At 57.9% G+C, this 12,493-nt stretch carries 11 protein-coding genes and 2 pseudogenes; 5 read left to right on the forward strand and 8 right to left on the reverse strand.

What is annotated here, in order from left to right; translation table 11 throughout:
• Window positions 1-25: 25 nt before the first annotated feature.
• Complete coding sequence (locus JG746_RS34275; protein WP_199202227.1) at window positions 26-1,069, reverse strand: GlxA family transcriptional regulator; 1,044 nt, start codon at window positions 1,067-1,069, stop codon at window positions 26-28.
• A gap of 316 nt (window positions 1,070-1,385) precedes the next feature.
• Window positions 1,386-1,601, reverse strand: a pseudogene (locus JG746_RS34280) (NAD(P)-dependent alcohol dehydrogenase); the annotation flags it as partial.
• 321 nt (window positions 1,602-1,922) lie between these two features.
• Here JG746_RS34280 and JG746_RS34285 point away from each other — a divergent pair.
• From JG746_RS34285 to JG746_RS34295, 3 genes are all read left to right on the forward strand, one after another.
• Entirely contained in the window at window positions 1,923-2,723 is an 801-nt protein-coding gene (locus tag JG746_RS34285) for a phytanoyl-CoA dioxygenase family protein (protein WP_199202332.1), read from the forward strand.
• Window positions 2,724-3,557: 834 nt separating this feature from the next.
• Window positions 3,558-3,731 carry a hypothetical protein gene (locus JG746_RS34290; RefSeq protein WP_199202229.1) on the forward strand — a complete coding sequence of 58 codons (174 nt, stop codon included), beginning with the start codon at window positions 3,558-3,560 and terminating at the stop codon, window positions 3,729-3,731.
• A gap of 210 nt (window positions 3,732-3,941) precedes the next feature.
• Entirely contained in the window at window positions 3,942-4,721 is a 780-nt protein-coding gene (locus JG746_RS34295; RefSeq protein WP_202359578.1) for a class I SAM-dependent methyltransferase, read from the forward strand.
• Window positions 4,722-4,835: 114 nt separating this feature from the next.
• Here the strand turns inward: JG746_RS34295 and JG746_RS34300 are convergent.
• The 5 genes and pseudogenes from JG746_RS34300 to JG746_RS34320 all read right to left on the reverse strand — a co-directional run.
• Window positions 4,836-5,137: pseudogene (locus JG746_RS34300) on the reverse strand (DDE-type integrase/transposase/recombinase); the annotation flags it as partial.
• 34 nt (window positions 5,138-5,171) lie between these two features.
• Complete coding sequence (locus tag JG746_RS34305) at window positions 5,172-6,182, reverse strand: proline racemase family protein (protein ID WP_199202231.1); 1,011 nt, start codon at window positions 6,180-6,182, stop codon at window positions 5,172-5,174.
• A 110-nt stretch (window positions 6,183-6,292) separates the two neighbouring features.
• Window positions 6,293-7,477 (reverse strand): fumarylacetoacetate hydrolase family protein, encoded by a 1,185-nt coding sequence (locus tag JG746_RS34310; protein WP_199202333.1) that lies wholly within the window; start codon window positions 7,475-7,477, stop codon window positions 6,293-6,295.
• A gap of 111 nt (window positions 7,478-7,588) precedes the next feature.
• Window positions 7,589-7,852 (reverse strand): hypothetical protein, encoded by a 264-nt coding sequence (locus tag JG746_RS34315; protein ID WP_199202232.1) that lies wholly within the window; start codon window positions 7,850-7,852, stop codon window positions 7,589-7,591.
• A gap of 72 nt (window positions 7,853-7,924) precedes the next feature.
• Window positions 7,925-8,986, reverse strand: coding sequence for an ABC transporter ATP-binding protein (locus JG746_RS34320; protein WP_199202233.1), 1,062 nt, complete (start codon window positions 8,984-8,986; stop codon window positions 7,925-7,927).
• Window positions 8,987-9,410: 424 nt separating this feature from the next.
• Between JG746_RS34320 and JG746_RS34325 the strand changes: the two genes are divergently transcribed.
• Window positions 9,411-10,442: a hypothetical protein gene (locus JG746_RS34325; protein ID WP_199202234.1), complete on the forward strand. Its 1,032-nt coding sequence runs from the start codon at window positions 9,411-9,413 to the stop codon at window positions 10,440-10,442.
• Window positions 10,443-10,871: 429 nt separating this feature from the next.
• Here the strand turns inward: JG746_RS34325 and JG746_RS34330 are convergent, their stop codons facing one another.
• Window positions 10,872-11,075, reverse strand: coding sequence for a hypothetical protein (locus tag JG746_RS34330; protein WP_199202235.1), 204 nt, complete (start codon window positions 11,073-11,075; stop codon window positions 10,872-10,874).
• Between the two features lie 57 nt (window positions 11,076-11,132).
• Here JG746_RS34330 and JG746_RS34335 point away from each other — a divergent pair, with 57 nt between their 5' ends.
• Entirely contained in the window at window positions 11,133-12,332 is a 1,200-nt protein-coding gene (locus JG746_RS34335) for an IS256 family transposase (RefSeq protein ID WP_199202236.1), read from the forward strand.
• The last annotated feature ends 161 nt before the right edge of the window (window positions 12,333-12,493 follow it).

Raw genomic sequence — 12,493 nt, forward strand, 5'->3', positions numbered from 1 at the left:
CCGCCCGTAACTGTAAAGAGGCCCGTCAGCTTCGCCATTCTCTCGGTGTCTTGCCGAAAATTTCGCGAAAGCACTTCGAGAAATGGGACGACGAAACGAAGCCACAGGCTACTGCTATCTCCAGAAATGGCATGTTTGTCTGCTCAATCAGGCGTTTGGCTCGTTCAAGTCTCACCCGCGCGTAGTACCGCATTGGCGAGCAGGAGACATAGCGTTCGAACAGCCGTTCGATCTGGCGGCGCGACAATCCCACGCACTTTGCAATATCGTGGAGCGAAAGTGTGTCTTCGACGTGCTGCTCCATCAGACGGATAACTTCAGCGATCTTCTTGCTTAAGCTCGCATACTGGGCTGCGGTCGACCATTGCCTATCGGTGCCCGCCCGCCACTGGCCGGCCGTCGTATGTCGGCAGACGGCTGATGCGCTGTCTGCGCCGCAGTGATCGGAAACCAGCTCCATCGCCAGGTCAAAGGACGCGAGCTCACCCGCGCAGGTCACCACGTCTCCATCTCGAACGAAGAGACTGTCAGTAACCTGAAGACGACCAAAAGTCTCGGAAAGCGCGGTCAGCTTTTCCCAATGGATCGTGCAGGCAGTGTCGTCGTGTAGTATGCCATTTTCGGCGAGCAACCATGTAGCGGTCCCGAGCGCCGCGACCGGGATTCTGTGGCGCCTGCTTAGGCGGAGGAGCTTTATTAGCGAGGACGACGCCTGGCTCTCGACCTTTGCACCGGCGCACACCAGGATCATGGCTGGCCTGTCGCCACCTCGCAGGTCCGCTGCCAAGCTGGCGAACGTATTGTGAGCGGACACAGAGAGGCCACTTGCGGATTCAACCGGGCCGCCATCCGAACTCGAAACCGCCCATTTGAAGAATGTCCGCTCCGATAAGGTGTTGGCTACTCGAAGCGGGTCAACGAACGACGATAGAGATAATTGGGAAAATCCGGGAACGAGCAGGATGGCGATGTGATAAAGGGCGGGGTCGTTGCAGGTAAGAACGGCTTGCTCTCGGCTGTCCCAGCCAACTGGACCCAAGTGAGCGTTCGGCGAAAAGGGGACATTCATTCAAAAGCGCCACACGTTACAACCAGATCGACGAATATCTCCCGATCCTTCGCGACGCCCATTCCAAATACCCCGAAGAGATAGGTTGGCGGACGCCGCATTGGCGCCCTCAGAGGAGCCTCCGGACACACCTTTGGTGTCAGATTTCTCGACATGGGTATCACCTGCTTTCAACCGCAGACACGATTAGAAGCATCCCCGATAGCCGTAAACCGCAAAAAACCTGATTGTCGTACAACCCACGTTTATGCCAAGGCTTCGTGAAGCTACGCTTGACGATATTCCTGACGGTGACCTGAGCCAACTGGCATCCCCTTTATTGCGGCAAAGCAATTTGCATTTCCACGTCGCCCATTGGGGCGGATGCGGCGATTTCATCTTGAACACTGTCTTCGAGTTCGAACGTGCGCGTGATTAGCGGCTTCACGTCAATTGCACCTGAAGAGAGCACGGCGACGCAGCGTGGAAAAACATGCGCATAGCGGAACACGTGTTCGACGCGCGCTTCGCGCACCATCGCTTTGCCGACGTCATCGGCGAGCTGAATATGAAGTGGAGTTCTACCGGGCTGAACCATGCGGCCTCCTCAAGCCGAGTCATTTCTATCACACGCCTTTGGTGGTGACAATATTAGGTTATTGCATTCTTGCAAGAAACCAATTAGTGTGCCCCTGTTTCTCCACCGACTCGGTCGCGATGTCGGGCATCAAGGAATAAACAGGAGGATTCGCATCACCAATTGACCGGGGTGAAAATTAAGTCGGTGGCGGCGGGTCAAGGCGAGCAGTGGGCTAAGGTGAAGGCCATGACCCAAGCTGGGAACGTTGATATTAGCAGGCGAAAGGAACACGCAATGAAAAGTGAAGTTACCGAGGATCAGGTCCGAGAATACCAGGAACGAGGGTTCGTGCACATTCCAGGCCTTTTGTCGCCGGCCGAGGTGGCCGAACTCAAAGCCGCCGTCCTCGAGGCAGTTGAGATGATGGCTGGCCGCAAGATCGCCCCAGGCGGTGTCGACCGGCTCGACGGGGACGACCGCTACTATGACAAGGTCTTTACCCAGCGGATCAACGTCTCGAAACTTAATCAGACGATCCACCGTTACATCCGCGGCCCCGAGATCGGCAACATAGCCAGCGCCCTTGCCCGCCAGCCCGCAATGCGCATCTTTCTCGACCAAGCGTTGATCAAGGAGCCTTACGGCAACCCGACCGCGTGGCACTTGGACAATCCCTACTGGCCATTTTATTCGCGCGACTCGATTTCGATCTGGATCGCGCTCGAGGATGCGACGCCCCTCAACGGCTGCCTGTCGTTCGTGCCGGGCAGCCACAAGCTCGCCAACTTCGACAACGTCGACATCGGGAAAGACCTTGCGGGACTCTTCAAGATCTACCCCGGGATGGCAGAGACGGACCCTGTCGCGGTGCCAATGCCCGCGGGCGATTGCAGCTTTCATAACGGCCTTACGGCGCATGGCGCCGGGGCTAACATGACCCGCCGCCGCCGGATCGCGATGACGGCGGGCTTCATGCCCGATGGCAGCACCTTTAACGGGCACCAGGGCATTCTTCCTACGGCTTACTTCGAAAGCCTGAAAGTCGGCGACAAGCTCTGCAACGATACGATCAACCCGATCGTCGGGAGAGCCTAGATGATCGGTAGCAGCCTGAGTGCCTTGAGCAGGTTATGATGGAACCCGACGGGACGATGCGGGAGCTTCTCCGATACTCACCCACGAAAAATGCAGTAAAATCAATAATTTGGTTATGTCCTCCCCCGGCAAACTCAAAATCTTGATTTCATTCTGTTTTTCGTGGGTCAGAACCAGAAATCTCCCCGTACCGTACCGTATGGTTCCGTGATGGACGGCAAAGTCGAGGCCCAAGATCCTCGATCTCAAGCATTGGTAGAAGCACCGTCCACCGTTATTTCCGAGGCGCCTCCGAGAGGAGAAAGGCCACTACTTCCGAGACTTCCCTCGGTTGTCCGATGCGTCCAAAGCACAGTAAAGCTCGTCGTGAAGAACTGCGTAGCCTTGCCAAACGTCGGCGCCGATGGTGTCGAGGGCTTGTATGGAAGGAGTTGCCGTCGCCTGGGATCAGGGGGGCTTGGTTCTGACCTACGATGAGCGGGCATTCCGTGAGGGCGGACCATCTAACTGGCCTGCAGGCTCGGACTGCCGAGGTAGTGTGCTACAAGCCCAAACCGCCCTACTGTGCGCCGCGTAACCCCGAAGTACGGGGCGGCGTCAGTCATTCTGACGCGCAGCTCAGCCGGGGTGTTCGGCGGCGGGGGGCATGGCGGCAATCTGCGGGTGGTAGCGGGCCCCTGATCGAGGGCAGACCGGCCTGCGGGAAAACCGTTCACTTTCCAACCAAGTTTGACCGATTTCCCCGGTCGCGACATCCGCTTAGGATTGCTGCCAGCCACTTAAAATTGCAGGACGGACCGCGATACCCGCACAATCGTCCCTACGCGCTTCGATGTGAAGGCGAGCACCAGCGATCTCGCCAACCATTCTGCCGACGTCGAGGGGCTGAAACGCGCCTTGCGCGCGCTGGGCGGCGGCGTCAGCATCATAGCAGCAGGGGAGGGCGAGACCCGCACGGGAGCGACGGTGATGTCGGCGACCGGCTTTCGATCGAGCCGCCGCGCATGATTTCCCTCAACCGTTCCTCCTCGAGGCGACAGATCGGCTGGAGGCTTAAGAGGTACGACATCCAGATGGATTGCCTGCGATCCGATGTCGGAGTTACGACATTCTGTCCGGCACGCGACACGTACCAGACGGGATAGCCAAGACAAGTTCGCGCTCGGCGTTTGGCACGCGCCTTGTACGGTTCAGATTTCCACTTATCGAGAGAGTACGATGGCGCTAAGAAGCTCACACAACATGCTGTCCCCGGACATGCTCCGCAAGACTACCTGGAAGGGGAGCAAAACACCTCCTTTTGAAAACATCGAGAACACGACATCCGGCAAGATGTGGTCAAGTATTCCTGGTGGGCATAAGTGGCTTGGATATTTTCCCGTATACGATCGGGAATTCTCGCGCTTCCGGGGCAAGCGGCCGAGAGTCCTTGAAATTGGTGTCTATCGAGGCGCATCTCTCCGTCTGTGGAGCCGTTTTTTTGGTGTGGGCGCCCGGATTGTCGGCGTCGATGTAAACCCGCAATGTTCGAAGTCAGACAACCCAGGCAGCAACATTCATGTGGAAATTGGTGATCAGCGTGATGCTGCTTTTCTTAAATCAATTGTCGAGAAGTACGGCCCTTTCGATATCATCATCGATGATGGAAGCCATGTCGCCTCTCATCAAATCGCCTCGTTCAACGCGCTTTTTATGACCGGCCTAAAGAACAACGGTATTTACTTCGTCGAAGACTTGGAGTGCATGTACTGGAGCAACACCGATGATTATCGCGATGCGCCGGTCACATCCACGGACTTCTTCAAGATGCTCATCGACGTGCAGAACAGCATATTTGAGCATTATACCTATCAAGATTTTCTGGTTCACAGCCCAACTGGCCTGACCGAGTATTCGGTATTTGATATCGCAAAGTCGCTATCGAACATAAAGTTCGCCCGAGGTGTGTTGGTTATCGAAAAGATGGAACAGGAGCCTCCGCGAGTGCTGCATCTGTAATGCATGTTAATTCTCCAAACATTAGGGCTCGACTGATATCGAATGGCGTATTGATAGATCGGTTCCGTTGCAAAGTTTTGTCTGGTCAGAGAATTTTCTAGAGTGGTGCAAACCTCATGCGGCAGCGAGGATTTCGAACTGCTCGGCGAGAGACGGGTTCGGATTGAAGGCGTACCGCGCCTGTCGTTTGCGCATCATGTGGACCATCTCGATGCCCGGACGGGGTGACCGGGGCGGTGTGCGTCGATTTGAAACCGAGCATCGGCCGCACCTGGTGCTTGATGCGCCGATGATCCTGCTCGATGCGGATATTGGCTTTGGCAGATGCGGGTCGGCTTTGACCGGCGCCGGGAGCAATTCCGCAATCGACTTGTGGCAATCGAAGGCTCCTGGCCGCAGCTTTTCACGAGTTCCCTCCTTACGGATTAGCTACGCCATGCGCAAGTGCAGTCAGAGTATAAACCCGTTCCATAATGGATCGTCTGGATCCACGACGAACTCGCTAAATCCCGTTAGAAATGGTCGACAACTAATTTCGGGTACCACTGCAGGCAGTGGACCTACCTTTGTTGTTTCAAGAATTCGGGCATCGAAAAAGGTTCGGATGGAGCTTTCGTGTCTGAAACGTTTTTGAACTCCAAGTCTGCCCTTTGCGTGCTCCACAGCCATGCGTGCGCACGTGCCAGTACCACAAGGCGATCTGTCCGCCTGTGCCTGGCCTAGTACGACGATGTTACGGGCATCCGTTTCGGTGCTCGATGCCGGAGCCGTCAACATGGCAAGGTCTATTCCGTTGATATGAGGCTGCTCCGGATGCTGGAAACGGAACTGCTCTCTTGCTGCCTGGCGCAACGCCACGCCGGCCTTGATCAGCTCGGTCGTATGCTCCGGATCGATGGACTGGAAGCCTAGATCTGCCGCCTCAGCGATCACAAAAATATTGCCGCCATAGCCGAAGTCAACGCGAACTCTGCCGTATTGTGGAACATCCACGTATTGATCCAGCGCGAAAGCAAAAGACGCAACGTCGATAAGGGAAACGGCTTCCAATTCCCCATCATCGTTGGTCTTAACCGATCCAACCACAAGTCCGGCGGGGGTATCTATCCTGACCTCTGTCGTGCGACCGGTTCGTGGAACCTGCCCCGTCTCCACAAGCATCCCACAAAGACCAAGCGATGCATGTCCACACATATTATAAAACTGGCCACCGTCCATGTAGACCACGCCGACATGGGCAGTCGTATCGACGGGGGGCACAAGGACGCCGCCAAACATGTCGCGGTGACCCCGTGGTTCGTTCATCGTTACCCGACGGATCCAGTCAAAGTCTTTGATCAGGTTACGCATTCGTTCGGCCATCGTCGAACCCGGTATCCTGGGGAAGCCTGAAACGACAAATCGGCTTGGCTCACCAGCAGTATGTGAATCGACAATTGATAATCTGTGCTTGAATTTCATGGCTTTTCGCTTTTGCTGGTGTTGGCATCCGGTCAAACATTTGCCGATGCGTACGGTGACCGTGCTGGAACGGCGCTGTTGAGAGCTGCGTAGACGACCTTGTTGCGCACCTATGTGGGCCTCTCTTGGTTGCCGAGCATGGCAAGATGGTCCATCAGGCGCGTGACCCCGAATGTCCAGGGTGCGCAGTCCTGGCTGTGGCGGATCCGGTTGACCAGGCGGCCGAGACGCGGCGTAGCCACGGTGACGATGTCCCCCACCTTGTGGGTAAAGCCTTTGCCCGGCTCGTCCCTATCTTCGGTTGGCGCAAACAGTGTTCCAAGGAAAAGCACCGCGCCATCGGGATACTGATGATGCGGTCCTATCATCTGCGAGACCAAATCGGTCGGATCGCGGCTGATCCTGCTCATCGAGCTTGAGCCCTTGAGCTGATATCCATCGGGACCATCCACGCTTAGCGTGAGTTCCATGTTTCGCACATCGTCGAGCGTGAAATCGTTGTCGAAGAGGCGAAGGAATGGACCGATCGCGCAGCTTGCATTGTTGTCTTTCGCCTTGCCAAGCAGCAGCGCCGACCGCCCCTCGACATCGCGAAGGTTCACGTCGTTGCCGAGCGTCGCGCCGACGATTCGGCCGTCGGACGCCACGGCTAAAACCGCCTCGGGCTCAGGGTTATTCCATGTGGATTTGGCGTGGATGCCGGCGTCCGCTCCGGTGCCAACGGCCGACATGATTGGCGCTTTGGTGAAAATTTCGGCGTCGGGGCCAATGCCTACTTCGAGATATTGGGACCAGACCCCTTGTGCCAACAAGATCCCCTTGAGCTGCACGGCTTCCGGCGATCCGGGCCTGAGCTTGGAAAAATCGGCACCGACGAGTTTTGTGATTTCGCTGCGGATAGCCACGGCTGCGAGGGCGTCGCCGCGGGCCTTCTCCTCGATTACGCGTTCTAGCATAGAGACCGCGAAGGTTACACCTGCCGCCTTTATCGCCTGGATGTCGATCGGCGCAAGCAGCCAGGGCCGGTTTGTGTCCCGCCATTCCTCTCCAGTATTAGCCAGCAATTCTTCGATCGACGTGAGGCGAGGTCCTTCGGTTTCTCGTAGGGCCCTGGCAGGGTTCTCCTGCTCGCAGAGCGACGATGATGTGGGAAAGCGCGTCGTAATATCAAACACGCCATCGTCGCGGACAGCGACGACCGCAGGTCCGTTCTGATCGGGCCGCCAGACACGGCCCAAGAGGGCACCGGCGTAAAGATCGTCGGGTAAGGAGTTTTTCAGTTCGAGTCTCGGCATCGGGCGGGTCCAGGTTTTGAGTTTCGTTCGAACAAGAAGACCGGGGTGGAAATCGAAACCCAGGATTCCGCATCCGGCCACGCGAGCAAGGCAGTCAGGTCTATGACAAGATCAGGAAGGCCATTCTGAAAGGAAAGCTCGGGCCTCCTCGAGCGGTTGGTCGTCGTGCAGCCCCAAGATGACTCGTTCGTGGCCAAGATAGTGCTCAACGATGGTTTTCGAAGCCATCCGATCCGGCGAGCGGAGGCGGCGCGGGCCGCCATGCGCAATCACCTCGACCATACCGCCGTTGTGCTGGAACTCTTCGCCCGGCAAAATCGGCCCTTTTCGGATAGAAAAAATGCCCCAGGTGGTCACCGGCGCCGGCAAGGGCATTGGTTGTGCGGTTACCCCACGGCACGTTCGCGCCTCCGACCGGACTGACCACGTTGGGCTCGATCGGTAAGGTCACAGGCGTGCGCCGTTTTGCCTGTCAAAGATGTGGACACGGCGCGGATCGATCCTCAGCCTTACTTCTTCACCAGGACGGACCGTCAGCCGATCCTTGACGATAGCGTCGATAGGATCTTCTCCAAGCTTGGCGAATATCTGTGTCTCGGAGCCGGTCGGCTCCAGCACCGAAACCTTTGCCGCCAAGCCGTCGGGCGCAATGTCGATATGCTCGGGACGTATGCCATAGATGACCGGCTGACCACCCAGCGCCCTGGCTCCGTCGGCAGGCAGCTCGGATCCGGTATCCGACACAAAGATCTGCCTGCCGTCTTTGGACTCGATCTTGCCGTTGATGAAGTTCATGGCCGGCGAGCCGATGAAGCCGGCGACGAAGACATTCCCCGGATTGTCGTAGAGATCGAGCGGTGCGCCGACCTGTTCCACCTTGCCGTCCTTCATCACCACGATCTTGTCGGCCATGGTCATCGCCTCGATCTGGTCATGGGTAACATAGACGATTGTTGTGCCGAGGCGTTGATGCAATTCCTTGATTTCGACGCGCATCGCGACACGAAGTTGGGCGTCGAGATTCGATAAAGGCTCATCGAACAGGAAGACTTCCGGGTCGCGCACAATGGCGCGTCCCATGGCCACACGCTGGCGCTGTCCGCCCGATAGCTGTTTCGGAAACCGGTCCAGCAGCTTGACCAGATCGAGAATTTCAGCCGCCTTCTTCACCTTGGCGTCGATCTCGGCTTTCGGCCTGCCCTTGATCTTGAGCGAGAAGCCCATGTTGTCGGCGACGTTCTTGTGCGGATAGAGCGCATAGTTCTGGAACACCATCGCTATGTCGCGGTCTTTGGGCAGCACATCGTTCACCACCCGGCCGCCGATGCTGATCTCGCCACCCGATATGGCTTCGAGGCCGGCGATCATGCGCAACAGGGTGGATTTGCCACATCCCGATGGGCCGACGAGGATGACGAACTCGCCATCGGCGATGTCGACATTCACACCATGGATGACTTGCGCGCTGCCATAACGCTTGACGATATTCCTGACGGTAACCTGAGCCAACTGACATCTCCTCTACTGCAGCAAAGCAGTCTGCATCTTGACTTCGGCCCTTCGGGGCAGATGCGGTGATTTCATCTTGAACACTGTCTTCGAATTCGAACGTGCGCCTGATTAGCGGCCCACTTCAAATGCACCTGAAGAGAGCACGACTACACAGCGTGGAAAACATGGCATAGCGGAACACGTGTTCGACGCGCGCTTCGCGCACCAACGCTTTGCCGACGTCATCGGCGTGCTGAATATGAAGTGGGGTTCTACCGGGCTGAACCATGCGGCCTCCTAAGCCGAGTCATTGCTATCACACACAATGGCGACTGGCAATATTAGATTATTGCATTCTTACAAGAAATCATTTAGCGTGCCCCTGCTTCTTCACCGACTCGGTCGCGATGTCGGGCGTCAAGGAATAAACAGGAGGATTCGCATGACCATAAGACTGCTGCACCAGACGGACCTGTTTCGTCCCTATATCGATCCAGACGATCACTGGGATCTTGCTTGCGTCTATGCTCTTGCCGGATCAGGCCAACTTGAACTCGGCGGCGTACTGATTGATTTCCCGCCTGCTGAGTATCCAAGCCGCAGTCCGGACGTCACCGGCATTGCGCAGCTAAGCTACCTTACGGGACTGCCAATGCACGTGGCTGTTGGCTCGTCTGTTCCCTATACACATGATCGGTCGGCACTTAGCACTCTTCCGAAGCGCGATCGCGCTGGCGCTGAGTTCCTGCTCAACTATCTCCGCGACAGCGAAGGGCCAGCCTACATTAGTATCGTGGGATCCTGCCGCGACCTTGCCGTTGCCGGTAGGCTTGATCCGGATCTCTTCCGTGATAAGTGCGCCGGAATCTATCTCAACGCTGGAACCGGCCATCCGGAGGTCGCGAAGCAGGGAGGTATGGAGTACAATGTTGAGCTCAACGCGGCCGCTTACGTGGCGACATTCGACATACCGTGCCCGATCTACTGGATGCCATGCTTTGAAACCTGGAGATCGGTGAACGACGAGAGAAAGGTCGGGCGGTTCGGTACTTACTACCGCTTCAGGCAGAGCGAGATTCTACAAAAGCTGTCGCCCGTCATGCAAAGCTATTTCACTTACTCCCTAGAGCAACGAACAGATGCTCGCTACCTGCAGCCGCTTCTGGCGCCAGAGACCGATTTATTGGGCTACTTGACCCTCAAGGCCGAGCGCGACATGTGGTGTACAGCCGGCTTTTTCCATATGACTTCCCAAGCCGTGGACAAGGTGGGCAACATCATTCCTAGCGGCAACCAGGAAGAGGCTGTTTTTGGATTTCGTCCCGTCGAGATCAAATGCGATGTGAATGGGGTGACGACGTGGACGGACGCCGGTGCGGAGTCAAATCGCTTCCTGTTTGAAGTGAAGGATCTCGATAGTTATGCTAGCGCCATGACTGTTGCCATGACCACGCTATTGGCGACTATTCGATAGTCCCTCTTCGCTGCTCGTCACTGTGGCGAATGAGTGATCGGGTTTTGGCGCGTTAGCGGCGGCCCTCGCCCTCACTGCGAAGCGAGCGATCGGCGCTATCACGACGTGTATCCCGGCTGCGTGGCGGCGCAGACAGGAAGCTGGTGGGCAGCGAATCTCCCAGTTGCCGACCGGCCCTTCCGGCCCACGTGTCGAGATGCGAGGTGTGGCGCTACGACGCCTCCGGCCAAGCTATGGCTCTGCCGTGACTTCCATCGCCAGGGAGATCCGCTAAGTCAAAACTCCAGCTCAATCACGGGCCGTTCGAGGTCACCTACAGGGAAGGAAATTGCCGGATTTGTCTCAAAATTTCTTCGAAATGTTGGCTATATTGGCGGAATGCCCTGAGCAGCGGTCGTCTGAGCGAGGGCCGAACGCCTTCGCGGAAAATCAGTCGGCCAGGGGGACCGTTTTCAGAGGGGCGATGCGAGGTCGGACGAAAAGCGCAACGGCATCTTCGGCGATAGCCGCGAAGATCGATGTCAAAACTGTCCGGTCGTGTCCCATCAGGTGGTGTAGCTCGGCGGTTATGAAGCCGCTCGCGAGCGCGCCGTTAGTAGCGCTGTAGCGAGTGAGCGGCGTGTCGGTGGTCATCGGCGCTTTCCGGTAGGGTTTGGTTGTTGACGCCAACCCATTTTGGAAGGACCACCGATGACCGACGACATGATGAACCTGCGCACGCTCGTGGAGAAGACCCCGGATGCCGATCTGCTGCGGGAGATGATCGGCTTTGCCGCCGAGCGGCTGATGGAAATGGAGGTGGGCGCGGCCACCGGCGCCGCCTATGGCGAGAAGAACCCGCTGCGGCTCGCCCAGCGCAATGGCTACCGCGACCGGGACTGGGAGACGCGGGCCGGCACGGTCGAGCTGCGCATCCCGAAGCTCAGGAAGGGAAGCTACTTCCCGGGTTTCCTCGAACCGCGCCGCATGGCCGAGAAGGCGCTGACCGCCGTCATCCAGGAAGCTTATGTGCAAGGCATCTCGACCCGGTCGGTTGACGACCTGGTCAAGGCCATGGGGATGAGCGGCATCTCCAAGAGCCAGGTCTCGCGGCTGTGCGAGGAGATCGACGGCAAGGTGAAGGCCTTCCTCGAGCGGCCGATCGAGGGCGATTGGCCCTACCTGTGGATCGACGCCACTTACCTGAAGGTCCGCCGCGGTGGGCGGATCGTCTCGGTCGCCGTCATCATCGCCGTCGGCGTCAACGCGGACGGCCGGCGCGAGGTCCTGGGCATGGAGATTGGCACCTCGGAGGCCGAGCCGATCTGGACGGAGTTCCTGCGCAAGCTGACACGTCGCGGCCTGCGCGGCGTCAAGCTCGTCGTCTCTGACGCGCACGAAGGCCTCAAGAGCGCCGTCACCAAGGTGCTGTCGGCGACATGGCAGCGCTGCCGCGTCCACTTCATGAGGAACGTGCTGGCCCATGCCGGCAAGAGCGGCCGCAGGGTCGTCTCAGCCTTCATCGCCACCGCTTTCGCCCAGGAGACGCCCGAGGCCGCGTCCGTACAATGGCGCGCCGTCGCCGACCAGATCCGGCCGAAGGTGCCGAAGCTGGCGACAATCATGGACGACGCCGAGCCCGACGTGCTGGCCTACATGACCTTCCCGAAGGAACATCGCGCCAAGCTCCACTCGACCAATCCGATCGAGCGTCTCAACGGCGAGATCAAGCGGCGCACCGAGGTCGTCGGAATCTTCCCGAACGACGATGCGATCGTGCGCCTCGTCGGCGCAATCCTGCTCGAACAGAACGATGAATGGGCAGTGCAGCGGGCCAGATACATGACCCTGGAAACGATCAGCCAGATGAGCGATGATCCCATGATCAGCCTGCCAGCCGTGGCGCGCTGATCAGCCCGGCCCATGCCGGAGAGCACGGCGACCAATGCCGCCAGCTACACCACGCAGCGGGACACGATCAACTGTCCCTCCGTTCACTCCTACGAAGCCGGTTTTATTTCGCCTGCGACGGCCGAGCCGGCGGTCTCATGAAGGATGGTGCATCACGCGAC

The organism is Mesorhizobium sp. 113-3-3 (assembly GCF_016756495.1).
Taxonomy (GTDB): domain Bacteria; phylum Pseudomonadota; class Alphaproteobacteria; order Rhizobiales; family Rhizobiaceae; genus Mesorhizobium.

Bases quoted from the DNA above. Each gene is read 5' to 3' on its own strand.
- JG746_RS34315 (WP_199202232.1), bottom strand. From the start codon at position 7,852: ATGCCCTTGCCGGCGCCGGTGACCACCTGGGGCATTTTTTCTATCCGA.
- JG746_RS34330 (WP_199202235.1), bottom strand. From the start codon at position 11,075: ATGACCACCGACACGCCGCTCACTCGCTACAGCGCTACTAACGGCGCG.
- JG746_RS34335 (WP_199202236.1), top strand. From the start codon at position 11,133: ATGACCGACGACATGATGAACCTGCGCACGCTCGTGGAGAAGACCCCG.
- JG746_RS34310 (WP_199202333.1), bottom strand. From the start codon at position 7,477: ATGCCGAGACTCGAACTGAAAAACTCCTTACCCGACGATCTTTACGCC.
- JG746_RS34275 (WP_199202227.1), bottom strand. From the start codon at position 1,069: ATGAATGTCCCCTTTTCGCCGAACGCTCACTTGGGTCCAGTTGGCTGG.
- JG746_RS34295 (WP_202359578.1), top strand. From the start codon at position 3,942: ATGGCGCTAAGAAGCTCACACAACATGCTGTCCCCGGACATGCTCCGC.
- JG746_RS34285 (WP_199202332.1), top strand. From the start codon at position 1,923: ATGAAAAGTGAAGTTACCGAGGATCAGGTCCGAGAATACCAGGAACGA.
- JG746_RS34325 (WP_199202234.1), top strand. From the start codon at position 9,411: ATGACCATAAGACTGCTGCACCAGACGGACCTGTTTCGTCCCTATATC.
- JG746_RS34305 (WP_199202231.1), bottom strand. From the start codon at position 6,182: ATGAAATTCAAGCACAGATTATCAATTGTCGATTCACATACTGCTGGT.